Consider the following 20,406-nt stretch of genomic DNA (forward strand, 5'->3'; position numbering starts at 1 on the left):
TCAATTCTCGTTTCATCGACGTCAATACCAATTACGACACCGCCATTCATCGTCACCGCAAGCGGCTGTGCACCACCCATACCGCCAAGGCCCGCTGTAAGAGTGATCGTGTTCTTGAGTGTGCCGTTGAAATGCTGCTTCGCAAGCTCCGCGAACGTTTCATACGTCCCTTGTACAATTCCTTGAGAACCAATATAAATCCAGCTTCCCGCTGTCATTTGGCCGTACATCATGAGGCCTTTTTGATCCAATTCATGGAACGTATCCCAGTTAGCATAAGCTGGAACAATATTTGAATTGGCGATTAACGCACGCGGCGCATCCTTATGTGTTTTAAAGACAACGACTGGCTTTCCTGATTGAACGAGCAGCGTTTCATCTTCTTCAAGGTTTTTTAACGTTTCCACAATCGCGTCGAAAGATTCCCAGTTACGGGCCGCTTTTCCGATGCCTCCGTAGACGACGAGCTTTTCTGGATGCTCAGCTACCTCGGGATCTAAGTTATTCATCAACATGCGAAGGACAGCTTCTTGCTGCCAGCCTTTTGTGTTTAGTTCTGTTCCTCTGTAACGTTTTACTCGATTTTGTGTAGTTGCACTCATTTCTTCCTGCCTCCTATTTGTGTTAGTGTTAGTTTCATTTTATACTGAAAATTGCAATAATTTATTATAATTTGATGATGTTTTTATGTTTAATTTCTCACTTTTTATTTTTCAACTTCTTGTTTACGAATTGTTTCATGGTGATTAAATAGCGCTTTATCCTGCTTTTAAAGGATCGCCATCGAAAGGTTCATCAGCTATTTTAATAGATTCAGTCGGACAGCCGAGGCTAGCATCTTCTAAATCATAGAAAAGGTCATCAGGAACTTCAGCTGTACCTTGATTATTATCAAGCATGACAAATGAAAGACCATTTTCATCGTAATCAAAGACTTCCGGAGCGGTGCTACCGCATGCTCCACAAGCTATGCAAGTTTCTTTATCCACAATCGTATATTTTGCCACCTCTTGCACCTCCAAAAAATCAAGTTTATTTTACAGCTTAATGAAGCTGAATTAAGAGTTCACTACTATTTCTTTTTCTCTGCGCCTTCTGCTATGCCAGTACTATGAAGTGGTTGAACCTTTCGCGCTGCAGTGGAACTACATTTTCCGCAAGCTCTGCAAGGCTCTTTATCTACAAGCTTACATTTCGGCATCACACACCTTCAAAGGGTGAAGTTTATTTTGTATCATAATCAAGCAGAAATTAGGAATGAACGGCTGCTTCTTTTTTGTCACTCTCTCCCATTACACTCGTACTATGAAGCGGCTGTACCTTCGCTTTTGGATCAATATATACTTTCGCATTGCTAATGGCAGTCGGTGCTTCACCAAATCCGCTGGCGATTAACTTCACTTTTCCTTCATACGTACAAATATCTCCTGCTGCATAAATGCCTTCGATATTTGTCTCCATGCGGGAATTGACAACGATGCTGTTTTTCTCAATTTCAAGGCCCCAGTTTTTAATCGGGCCGAGGGAAGAAACAAAACCGTAAGTAACGACGACATCATCCACATCAACGACTTCTTTTTGTGTGCCTTTTACTTCTTCGAGTACGACTTGCTCAATCCGGTCTTCTCCGATTAATTCCGTCGGCACGTACGGCGTCAAGATGTTCACAGAAGAATTTTTCATCGTTTCCACGCTGTGCTCATGTGCGCGGAATTTATCGCGGCGGTGAGCGATCGTTACTTTTTCTGCAATCGGCTCTAGCATAAGCGCCCAGTCAACCGCCGAGTCGCCGCCGCCGAATACTTGTACCTTTTTCCCCGCAAACTGATTTAAATCATTAATGAAATAATGAAGGTTTTTGCCTTCGTATTTTTCCGATCCTGCAAGCTCCAGCTTTCTCGGCTGGAAGGCTCCGTTGCCAGCAGTAATCACGATCGTTTTCGTAAAATGAGTGCCGGCATTCGTTGTCATTTTAAACACGCCATCTGCCTGCTTCTCGATTTCCTGCACCGCTTCTTCCAGGCACACAGTCGGGTTGAATTGATCCATTTGCTCTTTTAAATTATCCACAAGCTCCTGCGCTCTCACTTTCGGAAAGCCAGCTACATCGTAAATGTATTTTTCAGGATAAAGCGCGGACAGCTGCCCGCCAAGCTGCGGAAGACTCTCGATGATTTTGCAAGACATTTGTCTCATCCCTGCATAAAAAGCAGTAAATAAACCGACGGGCCCTCCGCCTATAATTGTCACGTCAAACACTTTTTCGTTTTGGGGCATTCCATTCACTCCTTGTGAGATGCAAAGTCTCTTGTTTCAAAACATTCAGCCTATAAAATACTCTTCTCTGCAATACTTTAAATTATTTATACATCATCTTTCACAAAAAACTAAGGGCTTTCAGTGCCTAAGTAAAAAATATTCACAATATAACAAAAAAACATATGAGCGGTGCCTGTCACTCCCCGGTTTTTGTCGATGAAAAAGAGAGCCAAGATAAATTGGCTCTCTAGGTTTTCTGTTGTTACTTGTGTAGTGAAACGGCTTCGTCGCAAACCCGTTTACAACAGCGCTTTTTCTTTTCTTCAATACTTGTGCAGGAGTTGAGAAAAATGTGCGTGTTCATATAAGGCGGCAGTTCATGAGCAGGTGCTGAATTGTCAAAATTACAGATTCTCCTTGGCTGATAGGCACTTTTTCAATTTTTTGTCCTTTTATTATTGGTTGTGGTAAAATAAGGTCGATTGATTATTTTTGAGTACATTCTAAGGGTGAGAAAAATGACTATAGGTGAACGAATCCGGGAACTTAGGATGAAAAAAGGTTTATCATTGACCGAATTAGCTAACCGTGCAGGAGTAGCGAAATCGTATATTTCTTCGGTTGAACGACAATTACAATTAAACCCTTCTATCCAATTTCTACATAAAATATCTGCTGTGTTAGATGTAAATGTTGAGAAGTTAATTAACGAGAATAACAGTAAAGAGGATGAAATTGATACAGAATGGCTCGAACTTGCTAAAGAAGCGATGGAGTCAGGAATTAGCAAAGAGCAATTCAAGCAATTTCTTGAGTTTCAAAAGTGGCAAAAATCTAATAAATAATTTTCACTTGGACTTCTCCTGCTTACTTTTTTCAAGTGGAGGAGTCCTGAAAAGATAAGGTAATGGGCAATACTAGGCCTGCTCCAATTTAATATTACCTATTTTATGTACGCTCCTTAAATTCGCAAAATTAATCCTGCTGCGACTTCATTTCTCTCCCACTAACACTAAATGGTTTTTTGAAAATTTAACTAAGACAAATGCCGCAGCTGCGCTTTTTCAGGAAATTTTATACATCGGACTCGAAATTCCCCAAATTCATTTTTCCGCTCTGCAAAAACTCCCTGATTTCCTCGATTGATATACCTAAATTTTTAGCTTCTTTGATTAAGGCCACCCACTCTTGATCCAGCAATAGACCTTCAGCCATAAATATCCCCCTAATATAGGCAGCTCAGCCATCATAGCAAACCACACCTTAGACCTGTAACTTTGCGCCCTTACTTTTCAATAAGTTTGCCTTTTTCATAAGTTTCACATTTGATCCCAGTTTAATAGACTTTCCGAACAGAAGTCTCCCACCTCAACCGTTAGTTAAGTGTCGAGTAGTTGACTAATAGAGAATACACTAATTTATTCACAGTACTTTAATAGTCAAATTGTACCATATCCTTTCACGCTTTCACATAACTTTCGTCAAACTCTTTTCGCTTTCTTTCGACGAAGCTGGACAACAAACTCCCCTTTTCTAAACGAATCGTTCCTCTGCCTTTTTTGTCATAATTGCATTTGGTTAATATAGTCGATCTGTAAGATAAGAACAAATAATCCCAGTATTAATTTAAATTCGGAATAACTCTTATGAAATAGCGCAATAAGTGCGCGCGGATCAATTGATTGAATATTTAGAATACCAATGTTAAGCTTGTATAAATTTAAAGTCATCAGGTCATCATAACGTGTTAGCCAAATTAAAAACAGAAAGGAGCTCCTATCCTAGTTCAGCACCTCAGACTCAAATCAATTGTGAACGCTTTTTAATCTCAGCTCTTCATCTATGATCTACTCTCATGCGGCAAAATGATAATAGTTTGGAGGGAAAACAATGGCGTGGTATTTGAGCTATATTTTAATTTATTTCCTATTTATGTTCGCTGTAGGATTTTACTATTTTACTAAAGTAAAAACGTCGGATTCTTATTTAATTGCCGGTTGGAATATGGGCTTTTGGAACATTGTCGGTACGATTATTAGTACGAACTGCGGTGCCGCTGTGTTTATCGGCTGGATTGGCATGGGGTTCACCGTTGGAGTATCAGGCTTTTTCAAATTTGCTCTCCCTGCTTATTTAACGAGCATGCTTCTCGTCGCCGTTTTCAGCAAGCCGTTAAGAAGACAAAGGCTGTATACGTTAGCTGACCTATTCAGTGAGCGTTTCGGTTCAAAAACCGGTATCATTCCTTCTATCCTCTCCGCTTTCATTTACTCGGTCCCGACGACCGCTCTTCAAATAGTCGGAATGAGTACTGTATTTAGCATCGTGTTTAATATCGATCCTAAAATAGGAATCGCTTTGTCATTCGCCTTAATTTTAGGTTTCACCATTCTTGGAGGCCTTGTTGCTACAATCGTTACTGATGCCATTCAAAGTGTCATTTTGATCGTCGGAATTTTCGTGCTCGCATTCGTTACCTTAAAATTTGGCGGTGGACTTGCCCATGTCATTGAAAGCACGCCGCGTGATTATTTAACTCCTTTAGGAGCCGGCGGTTTAAACGAAGTGCTCATGTTTGCCTTGTCGGTTGCCCCATTTTATTTAATATGGCAGTCCACGTGGCAGCGCATTTTCGCTTCGAAAACAGAAAAAATAGCGATTCAAGCAGGTTTGATCGGACACGTCATTACTTTAGGCATATCTGTATTGCCTTTCAGCATCGGAGTGACGGCCCGTCAGTTCGTCCCTGCCGATATACATCCTGATTTAATTTTCTCCCACATCACTGTCGAACTACTTACTCCAGCCATTGGCGGCATCGTCATCGTCGGCCTTTTATCCGCTCTAATGACCGGCGCCGATTCCTTTATTCTGCAAGGAAGCTCGAACATTACACAAGACTTGTATTTCCGCCTGTTCAATCCGAAAGCATCTGAGAAACAAATGATGTTTGTCGCCCGGTTAAGCGTTGTTGTTATTTCCGTACTCGCCTTAATTTTCGCTTATTTTATGACTGACATTATCAGCATGTACCAATGGGCACTAAGAATATCAGCTACAACGCTCGTCTTTCCGTTTTTGGCGATTATGTTCTGGAGAAGAACAACGAACACCGGAATCATCTCCAGCATGATTGCTGCTTGCTTAGCGACGATCATTTGGCCGTTTTTCGGAACAAACATTGATCAAGTCATACCAGGCTTTATCGTGTCCATTGCGACAGTAGTCATTGTTAGTCTGTTTACAAAACACTCACCTAGCGAAACGATCAAAGCCGTATTCTGGGAAGACCTCCCTTCCGCCAGTAATAGAGGGGCAGAAGAGTCCGAAACTGAACAAACAAATATTATTTAAAAAGGAGCCTCAAGATGAACATTGACCTCATTATAAAAAATGCAAATATCGTTACTTTAGATGAAAAAAATACGGCTGCAAAGTCACTGTTAGTATCGGCCGGAAAGATTGTGAAAATCTGCTCTGAATCAGAACCTGACATACAGGGATATATTATTGACTCCCGTACACAGGAAATAGATTTAAACGGGGCCACTCTTCTCCCGGGCTTCATCGATACACATAGCCATTTGCTTATGTATGGAGAAATGTTAAATTTTATCGATTGCCGTTCCCCTCTCAACAGCAATATAGAAGATATTTTACAAAAAGTCAGGGAAAAAGCGGAACAGACGCCGCCGGGAAATTGGATTATGGGCTGGGGATATGACGATACATTACTGGAAGAAAAAAGACATCCAATGAGAGCAGATTTTGATCAAGTGTCCCCCAACCATCCTGTTTTCATTAGACACATTTCCGGTCACTTCGCCACAGTGAACTCAAAAGCATTGGAACTGGCCGGACTGACAGAAGAAACACAAGATCCGCCAGGTGGCTTTTTTGGCCGGGATAAGGCAGGAAAGCTGGACGGCGTCATTCACGAAATTCCGGCACTAGAAAAAATCATTCCAGCTTTACCTGTTCCAAGCGAAGAGGAAAATATCGAGAACATCGCTAAAGGAGCGCAAGTGTACTTGGCTCAAGGCATCACAACGTGCACAGATGCCGGGGTTGGACTCGATAAAGGAATCGCTGAACTCGATGCCCATTTAGCCGCAATTAATTCCGGCAGAAACCCGATGAATATGAGATTGATGATTATGAATCACTTGCTGAATGAAGACGGACCATTTGCCAATTATACTGCGGAAGGGCTTCAAGTTGAATTAAAACGCAAGTCAAATAACAAGGCTCAGCTCGACAGCGCCAAACATTTTCAAGACGGTTCCATTCAAGGCTACACAGCGGCGCTCAGAAAACCTTATTATAGCGACTCCTCCAAAATCGGCGAACTGTTGAACGAACAACAAGCGTTCAATGAAGAACTCTTGGATTTGCATAATAGAGGCTTCCGCATTGCCATTCATGGCAACGGCGACCGGGCCATTGAGTCCAACATCGAAGCGCTTGGAAACGCAATAAAAAGCAGTCCGCGAGACGACCATCGCCACCGGATCGAACATGTGCAAACTGCAAGCTTTGAAGATTTGCAAACAATGAAACAACTCGGTATTGCCGCTTCCTTCTTTATTAACCACGTTTACTATTGGGGAGAGCGGCACCGCGACATCTTTCTAGGACCAGAGCGGGCATCTCGGTTGAACCCATTAGCCGAAGCTGTTGACTTGGATTTACTATTTACACTGCATTCCGATTGTCCGATCACGCCGATTTCTCCCCTCTTCTCTGTATGGGCAGCCGCAAATCGGTTAACGAGCAAAGGCAATGTTCTGGGAGAAAATCAAAAAATAGACGTGCTAACCGCGCTGAAATCAATGACCATTTACGGAGCAAAACTAAACTTCGAAGAAAACGAAAAAGGAACAATTGAAGTGGGCAAAAAAGCTGACTTCGCTGTGTTGGCCCAAGACCCGTTAACGTGCCCGCCTGAAGACATAAAAGACATTTCAGTAGCAGCGACCATCATTGACGGGAAAGTTGTTTGGGAAAATAGTGCGGTGCCCGTCACGCTCCGGTAGGGAAAAACAAGCAGGCTTCTGCTGTGTTAACCGGGTCCCACCAGAAGAATGTTTTTTCTCATTAATAATTTAACAGAAGGAGAGCCAAGCGGCTCTCCTTCTGCAATATTTGGGGAGTGTCAGCGGCCGTCCCTTAAAACTTAATTTCAACTAACACCGGGTCATGATCACTCGCACGCCCAGCCATGTCTGTAAAGTCGGCGTTAATGTGGACAATGTCCGCCTTTGTTGACTTAGCCAGGTTGTTAGAAACTAAGATGTGGTCAAGCACTTGTGAGTTCCCTTGGAATAAGTAAGTGTAGCGTTCTTTTTCCTTAACTTTGTCGATCATATTAACTAGTTCATTTCCTTTTAAAATCTCCAATGTGCGGGAAAATTCGAAGTCATTTAAATCACCAAGGACAACGACGTTCGCCTGTTTATTTTCTGTTTTAATATTTTCCACGAAATCATTGACGATTTGTGCCATTTGGTGGCGCTGCGCTTCACTTCCGTAAACAGGAGGCTGTGTGGAACCAAATAAAGGTGTGTCTCCTGACTTTGAGTTAAAATGATTGGCAATGACGATGACACTCTCACCTTGAAAATCAAATTGTGCAGCCAGCGGTTTGCGGCTATTGTTAAATGCATCATTGTTCGGATCGATGCGGCCCGGGTTATACGTCAGCTTCCCGTCTTTATAATCGACCGGCTGTGCGGCGCTTCCAGGCTGTGGTCCTTTCGTAAGAGAAACGCGCTCCGGATTATAAAGAAAGCCGACACGAATGTTTGCATTTGGCGCTCCGCCATCTTTGTTATTTTCAGGATTAATATTGACGTATTCGTATGCTGGACCACCCGCTTTTTCGATGGCCGCAATTAAGCGCTCATAGCTCTCGGAAGCATCGGAATCGCCCGCTGCTTGCCCGTTATTATCTTGTACTTCCGTTACTCCAATAATGTCCGGGCTTTTCATATCTTTCGCAAAAGCGCGCGCAAGCTTTTCGGCTTTTGAATCAGGCGTTTCATTACTCGCTTTATTATTTGAGAAGTTCTCCAGATTATAAGACGCAATCGTTAACTTTTTCTTCGCTTGTCCGAGCTTGGTTGTTTCCGGCTTGGCTTTTCCTTTTTTAAAGGCTGCCTGTAAATCCGCTAAGTCCGCATAGATTTTGTAATTTTGGAAGCCATAATTCACTACGCCCGCCACGGTACCGTTGAATAAATCTCCCGTTGCTACGTCAAAGTTTCGTGCTTCATTGTTAGGAAACAATTTAAATTGGATTCTTTCCGGATGCTGATTGTCTTCAGTTAAACGCACCCCGCCGTTGACTGTGTCAGTTTTAGCCTTTTTCTGAACGACGATGAGATCGCCGTGTTCTTGAGGAGCCACCGCTTTCATGTCTCCAACTTCAACACGCATACCTTCAATGCTTTCCCAAAAATCAATCGCATCTTCTTCAGGATCAAACTCTTTGAAACTGTCATTATCTATCACTTTTGTCGGCAAGTTTTTGCCGATGACAATTGGGCGGGGCAGCTTCTCACCACTTGCTGCCTTCTCGACTTTGCCGCCTTGATCGTCACGCGCGTTTATTTGTGTAATCGATAAGTCCGTTTCTCTTTTTGAGTTATTGTAGCCGTCAATATGATATTCATCAACTTTCCCGCTAATGCGGACTTTATCTCCAATGGCAGTATCCGTCGCTTTACCAGTATAAACAATGAGAGCTTCTGACGTTTTCGGATTGTCATCTATTTGATCGTCAGGTGTTTGAATGTGAAAATAATTCCCGCTGCCGATTTTATACGTGTACGTAACAATCCCTTCTATATTCGTGACAATCTCTCCTTTTAACGGAGATTCATGAGAATCACCTTGAATGTCATGAATTTGCAGCCCTTCTTCCGGATCGAACACTTTATATTGGAATTCTTTTACTTCCGTTTGTGTCAAACCTTCTTTTTTAGCAAATACTTTGACCGTCATGTTTCGGTCCACTGTGATCGGTTCTTGATATAAGCGGCCGTGTTGAACCGGGCCTTCTCCAGTAGTCGTATAAAAAATGTCCGCTCCTTCAGTTGCCGTTTCCAATGTTACTTTCGTTCCGGCAGCGATGAGTCCTTCTTCTGGCGAAGCAAATACAGACTGAACAGCAGTCGCATCAGCCACAATATCCGCTTCCCCGCGCGGAATGATTTGATACTTTTCTCCAAACTGCTGCACAATTCCGGTAATGGAGTCATAAGTCGTTCCGACAGCAATATTCAGTGCAGCTGTCTCGTCACGAACGATAAAATTTGTACCGTCTGCAGCCGTGTAATTCACCCAGCCGGATCCTTGCTCTGCACTTTCAATCGTGACGTCTTTGACGGTTGCCAGTTTCGATTCATTTTCTTCATTTAATTCGCTTCCCGCAAGTTGCTTAGGGGAAGGAAGGCCGACATTTCCTTCGTTATTTACTAAAACAGCCGGATCGATTTGAAGCAAATTCTGATATTGCTTTAATGATCCGGTGACAGTGATTTCATCGCCTGGCTGAACATCCAATGAAGCCGGACGGACGGCGATGGCCGCTGTTTCATCTTGAATGTGAATCGTATTTTTTAACTTCGCTGTCACGACTCCTTTTGTCGTAACCGTGCCTGTTTCCTGAGCACGTGCTTCCGCGATTGAAACAACTTCAGCCGGATCTTCTCCCGGCTCTTCGGGGTTAGTGCCTGGATCTTCACTTGATACAAATTCAATCGTTAAGGCCGTGTCTTTTTTAAACGATGGCGCACCAAAATACGCGCCAAGTTCCCCTGTAATCTGAACCTTTTCCCCAATGTTCTCCGGGTTCGTTTTCAAGCCAAATGTGGTGCGATTCCCAGCTGGGGTTTTCAACTGGACAGGCATAATCTTGCTTTTATCCTTTTCATTGGCGGAATCAGCGATCGCAATATTCGTATCATCAACGAAAGGACCGGTAAATTGATACGATGGCCCGCTTTTCGTATAACCAACAATATACCCTTCCACCGTGGCTTGTCCGCTGTTTTGAGCCATCGCCTGTGCAACCGTATGGATTTCAGCTGCTTTTGAATGGCTTGCAGATAACGGTGAAAGTAGGCTGATGAGTAAAATGAACATTAAAGCAGCATTAAATAACTTTCCAACATTCTTTTTCTTCATTTCTTCCTCTCCTTTTCTTTTCTTTTTCTCATTGCAATAAGTTATCTATTAATAAAAGTTTGAACTAAAAGGCCTCGCTTACTGAAATCACCTTCTTGTCGTACTGCTGCTTCTTATCTCCCTACTAAACTAGTAAAGCAGAATTTTATTAATAATCAGTAAAATTTATTTGTAGCTAGAGTAAAAGTTTTGTTAACTTGGTTCTCTAATGCTTATTCTTGCGCGTTTTGGAAATATCGCTTCCAGAAAAATCCTCATCCAAATTATACAATATGTGGGTTGATTTTAACTGTGTACTTAGGAGGAGATCATTTCGCTTATTGTTTTGACTGTGTTTCCTTTTGGACTGTAACGCATCATTACGCAGCGAGCTGCCCCCTTAGAAAATAAATGAGCATAAAGAACTCGAATGCTGTTATAATAGACCTAGTATCCTACATATACCTATTACTTCTATTATCTTATTTTCGGGAGGTTATTTATGGGGAGGAAAAAAATTTTTGCTAGTTTGTTGAGTGTTATTCTTTTTGTAACCGCGTTTCTTTCACCGGCAACAGCCGAGGCAGTTGAAACAAAGCTTGACTATGTTGCTCTTGGTGACTCGCTGGCAGCAGGACAGGATCCGTACAAAAAGATTGGTGCGGGTTATGCAGATATGATCGCTGAAAAGCTTCGTACAGACGGAAAACTCGGTTCTTTTACGAAAGAGTACAGCGCTAGTGGAGCAACCACAACGGACGCATTAAATTCACTGAAAAATCAAAAAGTTCAACAAGCAGTCAAACAAGCTGAGATTGTCACGTTATCTGCGGGTGCCAACGATTTATTTAAGGTGATTAAAATTGACCCGGCTACGAGCAAAATTGTTTACGACTTAGCTGAAGTACAACAAGTAATGTTAACACTGCAACAGAACTTAACGGCAATTACTAGCCAATTGAAAAGGCTGAACCCAAAGGCTCAAGTTTATGTCATGGGGTATTACTTTCCTTTCCCTCACTTTCCTGAAGGAGAAGAGAAAGAACAGGCAAAGATGCTGTCTCTACAGTTAAACCAATTGATAGAAGGTGCAGCCACATACAACGGAGCAGCCTTTGTTTCTGTCCAGGAATTTGATAAAAATGGAGCGGCTTATGTAGAGAACCCTCAAGATGTTCACCCGAATGCTGCAGGCTATCAAGTAATGGCGGATGCTTTCTTCAAGGTCTATCATTCAGCGGACCGATTTAGTGATCTTCCGGAAAGTTCGGAGGCACGCCAAGCCATTTTAGCATTAGCGAACGCCGGCATTTTATCCGGCAAACCGGATGGAACTTTTGAGCCCGGCCGGAATATTACACGTGCAGAGACAGCGATTGTTTTGGCGAAAATTGTGCCGAACCTCCCTGAATCTCCGAAAAATCCAGGGTTTAAAGACATCTCTCCAAACGTGAAAGCGTATGATGCTATCGCTAAATTGACGGAAGCAGGAGTTTTCGCAAAAGCTTCGAGATTCAATCCGAATCAACAGCTGACAAGAGCACAGATGGCACGTCTTTTGTCAGTGATCTATAAGCTTGAAGCTGCGGGGCCAACAAATTTCAAAGATGTGCCGGCTGACTTCTGGGCGAAAAAAGAAATTGATGCCGTAGTAACAAATAAAGTGATGATTGGATCAAACGACAATTCCTTTCACCCGAACAATCCAATCACAAGAGCGGAGTTTTCAATAACGATTTACCGAATATTAGAAAGCTTGAAAACCGCTGCCTAAAATAACCGATAAAGCAAAACACCCGGAGAGAAGTGATTAATTAACTCTCCGGGTGTTTTCTATTGTTATTTTTAAGAAGATGTTTCTTCTTCACAAACCGTTTTGCAATAGCTCTTTCTTTTTTCTTCTATCGTGTTCATTCGCTTGCAAGACGGCATAGCGCTTTGTAAAGGACAGACACTCCCTTTTCAATGTCTTTCCAGGAAGTTGCTTCTTCTTCACAGTGACTTTTGCCATTCACGCTTGGAACAAAGAGCATAGCCGTATCTGCTATTTGATTTATATACATCGCGTCATGCCCGGCGCCGCTGATCATTCGTTTATATGGCAGTTGATCTTCTTGGCAAATATCATTTAACACATGAATTATGTTAGATGAAAAGCGGACAGGACGGTTTGATCCTATTTCATTGATTGAACAATCGATTGCCTCTTTTGCTGCCATGTCTTGAATAAACTGTTTTAATTCTTCTTTATATTGATCCAGCTGATCGGCTTCTGGATGGCGAATATCTACCGAGAAAATGGTTTGCCCTGGCACCGCATTAATAATACCAGGAGTTGTACGAATGCGGCCTACTGTAGCCACTGTCCCGTCCTTTTTATTAGCAGCCCATTTGCTTATTTCTTGAATGATGGCTGACGCTGCAACAAGAGAGTCTTTCCGCATCGTCATTGGCGTGGAACCAGAATGGTCGGATTGACCGGATAACTTCACTTCCATCCAGGAAAATCCGGCCACCCCTTCAACAATGCCGATCGATAGATTTTCCGCTTCCAGTATAGGCCCTTGTTCAATGTGTAACTCAAGAAAAGCGGCTATATGCCGGGCACGATCTTTTTCTTCTCCAAGAAAACCAATTTTTTGTAATTCATTTTTAAAATGAAACCCATCCGCATCTTCCCGCTCATAAACATATTCTTTGGAAAACTTTCCTGTTACTACACCGCTTCCTAACATTTGCGGGGCAAAGCGTGCTCCCTCTTCGTTCGTAAACGAAACAATTTCAATTGGATGGGTGTGCTCAATCCCGCGTTCTCTTATTGTTTCCATCGCTTCCAAGGCAGCTAAAACCCCTAACACTCCATCAAATTTCCCGCCTTTTGGAACGGTATCCAAGTGGGAACCCGTCATCACAACCGGCGCCTGACGATCTTTTCCCTCAAGCCGCCCATAAATATTACCGACATCATCGACCCTCGTTTCCATGCCTAACTCCTGCATCCATTGAATGAATAGCTTTCTCGCTTCTTTATCTTCCTCGGAAAGCGCAAGCCTTGTCACACCGCCTTTAGCTGTCTTTCCGATTTGAGCCATTTCCAGCATGCGCGATTTTAACCGATTAATATTGATCATATTTTTATTGTCTGTGTGAATCATTTTTCTGCCTCCCATATGAAATAATGATTTGCTTCTAATTCATTGCCTTTATTACGATGAAATACTGTTGCTGTCAGGGGGAACAATGATTTTTTCATCATCACTATTTGCTGAATCTAAATCTTCCCAATAAACAGCCCTGACTTGTTCCGTTTTATCATGTTGCGTAATTAAACTAATGCCGACAAGACTGATGATCGATACTAAAAAGCCAAATACGGTGTGGTCGATGCCGATCGCCAAATATGGCCAGCCGAGAGTAGCAATGGCTGACAATACCATGCTCCACACTACACCTTTTTTAGTTGTTCTTCTCCAAAACATGACAGCTAAAAACGGAAAGATCATAACCGTAGCGGATAACCTCAATGCCCACTGATACAAGGTAACAATATCCGTCATAGCATAAGCGACAATCAGGCCTAAAACGGAGATAATCACTACTGTCCAGCGTGCTGTCGCCATAAGTTGTTTTTCATTCGCATTCGGATTCACGAGGCGGGAGTACAGATCTCTCGTTAAATTGGAGCTCCCTTGCAAAATAAAGGAATCGGCTCCTGTCATTAATGCCGCAAGCAAACCGACTAGGACAATTCCGCCAACAGCGGGCGGCAGCAACTCGACAGTAACATAGGAAAATAACAAGTCAGGTCTTATGTCTGCCGGAGCAAACTGGCGGGCAATGATCCCGATACAAAAAGGTAAAATCGAGATGGCTCCAGCAATTAAAAACCCTGTAATACAAGCTTTTTTCGCTACTTTCTCACTTTCAGATGCAAACACCCGCTGCCAAGTTGATTGCCAGACGAGGTAAAAGGGGCCGACAGATAAGGCGAATAAAAGAACTTCATTTAACCCTGACGGACCTACAGGGGACAAGTATTCTATTTGTGTCTTTTCGATAATGTTCCCAAAGCCGCCGCCATACACAACACTTGCGGCAAACAATATCCCAATTCCCGCCAGCAAGATAAACGCTTGAATCGCATCAGTGACAATCGCGGCTGGCAAGCCTCCCAAAATGGTGAACCCTAAAATCAGCGCAAACGATAAAAAGATACCGAGGCCAAGCTCTATGCCCAGCGCAATTTTGAAAATGGTCGACATCCCCACAATTTGCAGCGCCAATGTCGGAACCGAATAAATAAACGCTGAAAGAATAGATGGAACGATGCCGGCTTTTCCACCAAACCTTTCACTAAATAAGTCTGCCAATGTGTAAAGTTTTTGTCTTCTTAACGGTGCGGCAAAAACAAAGATAAGCAAAATACTAAAGGCAATCCCCGGCAGTGCGAATTTAAAAAACCCCGAGAGCCCCACAGCAAAACCCATTCCAACCCAGCCAATAAATACGGCTGCTCCGCACCAAGTACTCACGATTGTGCCAACAATCGGCCAATAACCGACACTCCAGCCGCCAATTAAGTATTCATCGTACGTTTTTATTTTAAAAAAATAGTAAACCCCCATGGCGAACATAAAAATGAAATAAATGACGATATAGCTTACATACCAGCTCATAAATTGCCTCCTTATTTTTTTAAACCGAAGGCGGCCCGCTGCTGCACCACTAGAAAACACAGTTATTTTACTAGCACTAATTTGGCTTAAAAAAGGCTGTCTATGTCTGGATGGCTGAATCATTCTTTAAGACTGTAAATACCACTCCTAATCTCATAATATTCTAAATTATCAAACTAATAAAATTAGTCATTTGCGATTATTTGCCATGTACATACTTTTTAATTTTACGTGTGGCTGCTGTTTGGCTGATTCCAAGCTTTTCAGCGACTTTATAGGAAGATGGGTCCTTTTCATACACTTCTAAAATAATAGATTTTTCGACTTCAGCAAGAATTTCTTTTAGCGTAGTATTGTTTTTTACAGAGGAAGATGCACATATATGTTCAGGTAAATCTATCATTCCAATCACGGAATGATCCGCCATGACAACGAGACGCTCAATTAAGTTTTGCAGTTCTCTAACGTTTCCTTCCCATCCGTACGATAAAAAGGTTTCCAACACTTTTGGTGATAATCGTACTTGTTTGTTATAAGCGGTGTTGTGTTGATGAAGAAAGTAATGAGCGAGCGGAATAATGTCTTCCCTTCTTTCCCTGAGCACAGGGATCGTAATGGGAAAAATGTTTAGCCGGTAATACAAATCCTCCCGGAACAACCCTTTGTCAACCATTTCTTTTAAGTCCCGGTTTGTCGCCGTAATCATTCGGACGTTAATATCCAACTGCTCAGTGCCGCCGACAGGACGGAATTGCTTTTCCTGCAGAACATGCAGCAGCTTGGCCTGCAGATGAATAGGAAGCTCGCCGATTTCATCGAGAAATAAGGTTCCGCCATTTGCTATTTCAAACAGCCCTTTTTTTCCTCCCCGTTCTGCTCCAGTGAACATGCCGCCTTCATAGCCGAACAATTCTACTTCAATCAGCGATTCAGGCAGCGCCGCGCAGTTAACGACATAAAACGGCTCCTTTTCTCTTTCGCTTAGTTGGTGAATAGCTTTGGCGATAATACTTTTGCCAACGCCCGTTTCACCGAGAAGAAGGACATGGCTGTTTACTGCTGCAACCTTTCTCACCATATGAAGCACCGCTTTCATCCTCTCACTGTTTGAAATGATGCCTTCAATGCTCATTTGTTCATGAAGATCCCGCTTATACTGATTGAGTTCATCTTCCGTTTCCTCTAGTTGTTTCTTAAGCATCATTAGCTCTGTTAAATCTCTCGTAAAAGAGATGACGCGGTTTAATTTTCCGTTCGTGTCATAGACCGGCTTTGCACGGACGTACACGTAACGCCCGCCTATTGCTCTTTGAATCATTTCAACTGGATGGCCGACTTTAAGTACTCTTAATACCGCAGATGGCGAGAAGATGCCTTTTTCCTCTAGAACTTTCACATTCGTGCGCAAAATTTCTTCTTTCGTCAGCTGCATAAAAGAAGCGCTTACATTATTTACTCTAATAATATTCGCATCGGCATCGGTTACTAAGATTCCTTCAAATGAATACTCAAAGATATTCTCCAATTCCTGATTCGTTTCCAGAAGCCGCTCAATCTCTCTATTCATTGTTTTCCTCCTCGCATAGATCGTCCCCTTTCTTTTTATTATACATGGAAGATGTGTTGACTTTGACAGCTCCGTAAACTTTAAGTTATCATGCGCTGTTTTCTTCTAATAAGCCCCCCTTTTTCCTCTATGCTCATTAAATATGCAAATGCTGTGCCAGCCGATAAAGCTCCATTAGCAAGCGTTTTTAAATAAAAACGGCAAAAAAATAAGTCCAAAAAGACTTGTTGAAGTCCTTTTGAACTTAAAATGAGGAAGAAAAAAGGCGCCAGACACAACCTGTAAATTTACAAAAAAACAGGCACTTCCTTCCATTCGACATAAACCGGGGAGTGACAGGCACCGTTCCTTTTTCTCATTGTCTCTTCTTCACCTTCCTTACAATCGACAGCAGGACAAAGAGGAGCGGAATATAAAGATAATTTATGATAAATCCTATATCGGAAAAATAATCATCTAGTTTATCAACCTGATATCTCGTCTCCAATTGTGGAATAATGAGAAGAATGATAAATAATAAGCCTACAACGGATTTCCGCTGCTGGATTTTCACGGTCCTTTTCAATAATCTGCTCGCACACCAGAGGTAAATACACACATTCGGTATGATGATGATATTCCAATTAATCACTCCAATATATTCAAAGCGTTCTATAAAAGGAAGCTCGACTATTTTTAACATCGATAAAGTAGGCCAAATCGTTTCTTTTAACTGTTCCTCACTAAAGAACGCAAAGGAGAGAACTGTCGTATACAAATAAATGAGTGTTGTAAAAAGGAGACCGAAATGCGCCCATTTTTTCGATTGCTGCCCATTTTTTATAAACGGGTAAAAGACTAAAATTATTTCGTATCCAATCATGACCACTGTTAAATCCTTTGTAGCTTGGAGTATTTCCTTTATAGAGTGATCATATATCGGAAAGAAATTACGGAAATCAGTATAAGGCAGTATGAATAAAAAAATAAAAATTAGATAAAGCGGCAGCACGATGGAGAAAAATGATAATCCCCCAATCACACGAAGCCCGCTATTGACAGCATAGAAAACTAGGACAAAGAAAAACAATGTAAACAAAAAAACGTTCAAATCCGGAAACATCCATACTTGCACGAGTTCAATATATGTACGTGTCACTGTAAGGAGTCCGTAACAGAAATATCCGACAAAGAGAAGGTTGAAAAGTCCGCCAAGCCACTTGCCAAATACTTGCTGATGGATCGAAGCTAAATCAGCCCCCTCCTCCTTAAGCATTTTATATATAAGAAACATGACAATGTGAGTCATGATACCCGCGATAATCACAGCTATCCATGCATCATAACCAGCACTTTTTGCAACTGTCCGTTGAAAAACGAGAAAGCCCGATCCTATTTGCGTCGAAGCGATGACAAAAAAGACAATAAACGGTTCGATTTTTCTTTGTGCTTCTATCGACTGCATGTCAATGACTTCCCCTCCTTATTCTTCAATGTCATCGGTCTTTTTGATGTTTCGGGTTGAAACGAATCTCTTTCTGCGCCTGTGAATAAGACGGACGGCGAATTTGTTAACCGGGAGTGACAGGCACCGTTCCTATTGAACAACCCCGCTTTCCAGGATCGTAACATCGGTTTTCACATGAACCGTGAGATCTTTATATTCATCGTCCCATTTCTTGAAATCAAAGTTTCTTGTTTGTTGTTTGGCATTGTGGCCTAAGCCAGCCGGGTCAATACCGAGTTGTTGAAAGCGCTTGATCAATTTTGTTGTGTTTTGATTAATTTCTTCAGCAAACTTCTTTTCGAATTGCTCGATTTTTTTCTGAGTCAATTTTTTCCCTCTGTATTCTTGAATGATCCCTTCGACTTTAATATTAATACTCATTTCGAGTGGGTTTCTTTTACTTATCTTTATTTTATTCTTTGAATGGATGCTTCTGATGGTAGCTCGATCACCGTCTAACTTGACTACTTGGCTGCCGCCGCTATATTTGTCAACAAGTAATTTTAAATAGAACATATCCTTCACAGAAACTTTATCAACAAGATGCCCTTGGCGATCTAACAAGCCAATAGCAGAAATATCGATTCGTTGTTGATTAAGCTTTTTAATAATTGGCAAGTAGGCTGTCCGCCCTTTTTGTGTGTAATCATACACAAACAAATGGAGATTCGTTTTTGGCACATCTCCATGTTTAATATTATGATCCAACGCATCTGAAATAAAAGTAGCATTCCCATGATCCCCATATTCTCCTTTAAGCACCTTTTGTGCGCTTCCTTCTGAGATGACAAAATACATCCTTGAACCGAGTCTTGCGTCTCGAACAAAGGCATCGCTGATTTCAATTAAGTCTTTTTTGGCAATCGCTTCACTGAAAATCACCAGCTTCAATGAACCATAAACAATCGTCGAATCTGATTGCCTTTGTAATCTGCTCAATATATTGACACTCGTTTCGTCAACAACAGTCATCGTTACATTTTCCGTTGTTCCGTCTTCATTATATTTTGAAAGAAGAATCGTACCGCGAATTTTATTGTCAGAGGCTTCATCATACCCTACCCCTCTTTCGATATCGACTTCATCAATAATACTCTTGTTCACACACCCTGACAGAATAAGACACAAAAAAAGGAGAATATATTTTTTCATCGTTTATTCTTCACCTTCTTTACGATCAATAGCAGTACAAAGAGGAGCGGGATATAAAGATAATTCACAGCGAACCCAATCTTCTGAATATAATCATTAAGTACATCGACCTGATATCTTGTTTCCAATTGAGGAATGAGAAAGAGAAGGATGAATAATAAGCCAACAACGGATTTCCGCTGTTGAATGTTGACGGTTCGTTTCAGCAATCTGCTCGCACACCAAAGGTAAATACACACATTCGGTATAATGATGATATACCAATTGACGATACTAATATATTCAAATCGTTCAATAAAAGGAAACTGGACTATTTTTAACATGGATAAAGTAGGCCAAATCGTTTCTTTTAACTGCTCTTCACTAAAGTAGGCAAAGGTAAGGAACGTTATATACAAATAGATGAACGTTGTGAAAAGGAGACCAAAATGCGCCCATTTTTCCGATTTCTGCCCATTTTTTATAAACGGGTAAAAGACTAAAATCGTTTCGTACCCAAGGGTGATCACCGTTAAATCCTTTGTAGCTTGGAGTATTTCCTTTATAGAGTGGTCATATATCGGAAGAAAATTACGGAAGTCGGTATAAGGCAGTATGAATAAAAAAACAAGTATTAGATAGAGCGGCAACACAATGGAAAAGAATGATAATCCCGAAATCACACGGAATCCGCTATTTACAACATAGAAAACTAGGATAAAGAAAAACAATGTAAACCAAAAAACATTCAAATCCGGAAACATCCATACTTGCACAACTTCAATATAGGAACGGGCAACTGTAAGGAGTGCGTAACCAAAATAGACGACAAAGAGAAGGTTAAACATCCCGCCAAGCCATTTTCCAAATACTTGCTGATGAATGGAAACTAGATCAGCCTCCTCTTTGAGCATCTTATATATAAGAAACATGACAGTATTCGTAGCGATACCCGCGATGACTACGGAAATCCATGCATCATAGCCGGCACTCGCTGCCACTATCCGTTGAAAGCCGAGCATGCCTACTCCTAGCTGTGTCGAGGCGATGACGAAAAAGACAATAAACGGTTCAATTTTTCTTTGCACTTTTATCGGCTGCATGCCAACGACCTCCGC

At 41.8% G+C, this 20,406-nt stretch carries 14 protein-coding genes, 1 pseudogene and 1 riboswitch; of the genes and pseudogenes, 4 read left to right on the forward strand and 11 right to left on the reverse strand.

Annotation, left to right across the window (positions count from 1 at the left end; all coding sequences use genetic code 11):
- The 3 genes and pseudogenes from F9802_RS06190 to F9802_RS06200 all read right to left on the reverse strand — a co-directional run.
- Positions 1-602, reverse strand: a pseudogene (locus F9802_RS06190) (urocanate hydratase); the annotation flags it as partial.
- A 156-nt stretch (positions 603-758) separates the two neighbouring features.
- The gene (locus F9802_RS06195; protein WP_152150305.1) at positions 759-1,007 is read right to left on the reverse strand and encodes a ferredoxin; all 249 of its coding nucleotides are present in this window, start codon (positions 1,005-1,007) and stop codon (positions 759-761) included.
- A 244-nt stretch (positions 1,008-1,251) separates the two neighbouring features.
- The gene (locus tag F9802_RS06200; RefSeq protein ID WP_152150306.1) at positions 1,252-2,277 is read right to left on the reverse strand and encodes an NAD(P)/FAD-dependent oxidoreductase; all 1,026 of its coding nucleotides are present in this window, start codon (positions 2,275-2,277) and stop codon (positions 1,252-1,254) included.
- 500 nt (positions 2,278-2,777) lie between these two features.
- Between F9802_RS06200 and F9802_RS06205 the strand changes: the two genes are divergently transcribed.
- On the forward strand, positions 2,778-3,104 hold the full coding sequence (locus F9802_RS06205; protein WP_152150307.1) for a helix-turn-helix domain-containing protein: 327 nt from the start codon (positions 2,778-2,780) through the stop codon (positions 3,102-3,104).
- Positions 3,105-3,333: 229 nt separating this feature from the next.
- On the opposite strand, the gene F9802_RS06210 is transcribed toward F9802_RS06205, so the two are convergent.
- Positions 3,334-3,474, reverse strand: coding sequence for an anti-repressor SinI family protein (locus F9802_RS06210; RefSeq protein ID WP_152150308.1), 141 nt, complete (start codon positions 3,472-3,474; stop codon positions 3,334-3,336).
- Between the two features lie 15 nt (positions 3,475-3,489).
- A riboswitch (cyclic di-GMP riboswitch) is annotated at positions 3,490-3,575 on the reverse strand.
- Between the two features lie 574 nt (positions 3,576-4,149).
- Here F9802_RS06210 and F9802_RS06215 point away from each other — a divergent pair.
- Together F9802_RS06215 and F9802_RS06220 are read left to right on the forward strand one after the other, a co-directional pair.
- Positions 4,150-5,613 carry a sodium:solute symporter family protein gene (locus F9802_RS06215; RefSeq protein WP_152150309.1) on the forward strand — a complete coding sequence of 488 codons (1,464 nt, stop codon included), beginning with the start codon at positions 4,150-4,152 and terminating at the stop codon, positions 5,611-5,613.
- A 14-nt stretch (positions 5,614-5,627) separates the two neighbouring features.
- On the forward strand, positions 5,628-7,295 hold the full coding sequence (locus tag F9802_RS06220; protein ID WP_152150310.1) for an amidohydrolase: 1,668 nt from the start codon (positions 5,628-5,630) through the stop codon (positions 7,293-7,295).
- Between the two features lie 133 nt (positions 7,296-7,428).
- Here the strand turns inward: F9802_RS06220 and F9802_RS06225 are convergent, their stop codons facing one another.
- Positions 7,429-10,449, reverse strand: a complete 3,021-nt coding sequence (locus tag F9802_RS06225) for a DUF6359 domain-containing protein (RefSeq protein ID WP_152150311.1) — start codon at positions 10,447-10,449, stop codon at positions 7,429-7,431.
- A 481-nt stretch (positions 10,450-10,930) separates the two neighbouring features.
- On the opposite strand from F9802_RS06225, the gene F9802_RS06230 reads away from it, so the two are divergent.
- Complete coding sequence (locus F9802_RS06230; RefSeq protein WP_152150312.1) at positions 10,931-12,202, forward strand: S-layer homology domain-containing protein; 1,272 nt, start codon at positions 10,931-10,933, stop codon at positions 12,200-12,202.
- Between the two features lie 136 nt (positions 12,203-12,338).
- Here F9802_RS06230 and F9802_RS06235 read toward each other — a convergent pair whose 3' ends face one another.
- The 6 genes from F9802_RS06235 to F9802_RS06260 all read right to left on the reverse strand — a co-directional run bounded on the left by F9802_RS06235 (position 12,339) and on the right by F9802_RS06260 (position 20,391).
- Entirely contained in the window at positions 12,339-13,583 is a 1,245-nt protein-coding gene (locus F9802_RS06235; protein ID WP_152150313.1) for a Zn-dependent hydrolase, read from the reverse strand.
- Positions 13,584-13,634: 51 nt separating this feature from the next.
- Positions 13,635-15,104, reverse strand: a complete 1,470-nt coding sequence (locus F9802_RS06240; RefSeq protein ID WP_152150314.1) for a sodium:solute symporter family protein — start codon at positions 15,102-15,104, stop codon at positions 13,635-13,637.
- Positions 15,105-15,303: 199 nt separating this feature from the next.
- Positions 15,304-16,671 (reverse strand): sigma-54 interaction domain-containing protein, encoded by a 1,368-nt coding sequence (locus F9802_RS06245; RefSeq protein WP_152150315.1) that lies wholly within the window; start codon positions 16,669-16,671, stop codon positions 15,304-15,306.
- A gap of 355 nt (positions 16,672-17,026) precedes the next feature.
- A complete protein-coding gene (locus tag F9802_RS06250) occupies positions 17,027-18,115 on the reverse strand; it encodes a GerAB/ArcD/ProY family transporter (protein ID WP_152150316.1) in 1,089 nt (362 codons plus the stop codon).
- A gap of 132 nt (positions 18,116-18,247) precedes the next feature.
- Positions 18,248-19,309 (reverse strand): Ger(x)C family spore germination protein, encoded by a 1,062-nt coding sequence (locus F9802_RS06255; RefSeq protein ID WP_152150317.1) that lies wholly within the window; start codon positions 19,307-19,309, stop codon positions 18,248-18,250.
- Positions 19,306-20,391, reverse strand: coding sequence for a GerAB/ArcD/ProY family transporter (locus F9802_RS06260; RefSeq protein WP_152150318.1), 1,086 nt, complete (start codon positions 20,389-20,391; stop codon positions 19,306-19,308). Before F9802_RS06260 ends, F9802_RS06255 begins: the two co-directional genes overlap by 4 nt.
- Between the last annotated feature and the right edge of the window lie 15 nt (positions 20,392-20,406).

It is taken from the genome of Bacillus aerolatus, from assembly GCF_009183655.1.
GTDB classification, from domain to species: domain Bacteria; phylum Bacillota; class Bacilli; order Bacillales; family Domibacillaceae; genus Pseudobacillus; species Pseudobacillus aerolatus.

What these genes read in the sequence shown, in the direction of transcription:
- F9802_RS06200 (WP_152150306.1), bottom strand. Translation starts at nt 2,277, where the DNA reads ATGCCCCAAAACGAAAAAGTGTTTGACGTGACAATTATAGGCGGAGGG.
- F9802_RS06205 (WP_152150307.1), top strand. Translation starts at nt 2,778, where the DNA reads ATGACTATAGGTGAACGAATCCGGGAACTTAGGATGAAAAAAGGTTTA.
- F9802_RS06210 (WP_152150308.1), bottom strand. Translation starts at nt 3,474, where the DNA reads ATGGCTGAAGGTCTATTGCTGGATCAAGAGTGGGTGGCCTTAATCAAA.
- F9802_RS06215 (WP_152150309.1), top strand. Translation starts at nt 4,150, where the DNA reads ATGGCGTGGTATTTGAGCTATATTTTAATTTATTTCCTATTTATGTTC.
- F9802_RS06220 (WP_152150310.1), top strand. Translation starts at nt 5,628, where the DNA reads ATGAACATTGACCTCATTATAAAAAATGCAAATATCGTTACTTTAGAT.
- F9802_RS06225 (WP_152150311.1), bottom strand. Translation starts at nt 10,449, where the DNA reads ATGAAGAAAAAGAATGTTGGAAAGTTATTTAATGCTGCTTTAATGTTC.
- F9802_RS06230 (WP_152150312.1), top strand. Translation starts at nt 10,931, where the DNA reads ATGGGGAGGAAAAAAATTTTTGCTAGTTTGTTGAGTGTTATTCTTTTT.
- F9802_RS06235 (WP_152150313.1), bottom strand. Translation starts at nt 13,583, where the DNA reads ATGATTCACACAGACAATAAAAATATGATCAATATTAATCGGTTAAAA.
- F9802_RS06240 (WP_152150314.1), bottom strand. Translation starts at nt 15,104, where the DNA reads ATGAGCTGGTATGTAAGCTATATCGTCATTTATTTCATTTTTATGTTC.
- F9802_RS06245 (WP_152150315.1), bottom strand. Translation starts at nt 16,671, where the DNA reads ATGAATAGAGAGATTGAGCGGCTTCTGGAAACGAATCAGGAATTGGAG.
- F9802_RS06250 (WP_152150316.1), bottom strand. Translation starts at nt 18,115, where the DNA reads ATGCAGTCGATAGAAGCACAAAGAAAAATCGAACCGTTTATTGTCTTT.
- F9802_RS06255 (WP_152150317.1), bottom strand. Translation starts at nt 19,309, where the DNA reads ATGAAAAAATATATTCTCCTTTTTTTGTGTCTTATTCTGTCAGGGTGT.
- F9802_RS06260 (WP_152150318.1), bottom strand. Translation starts at nt 20,391, where the DNA reads ATGCAGCCGATAAAAGTGCAAAGAAAAATTGAACCGTTTATTGTCTTT.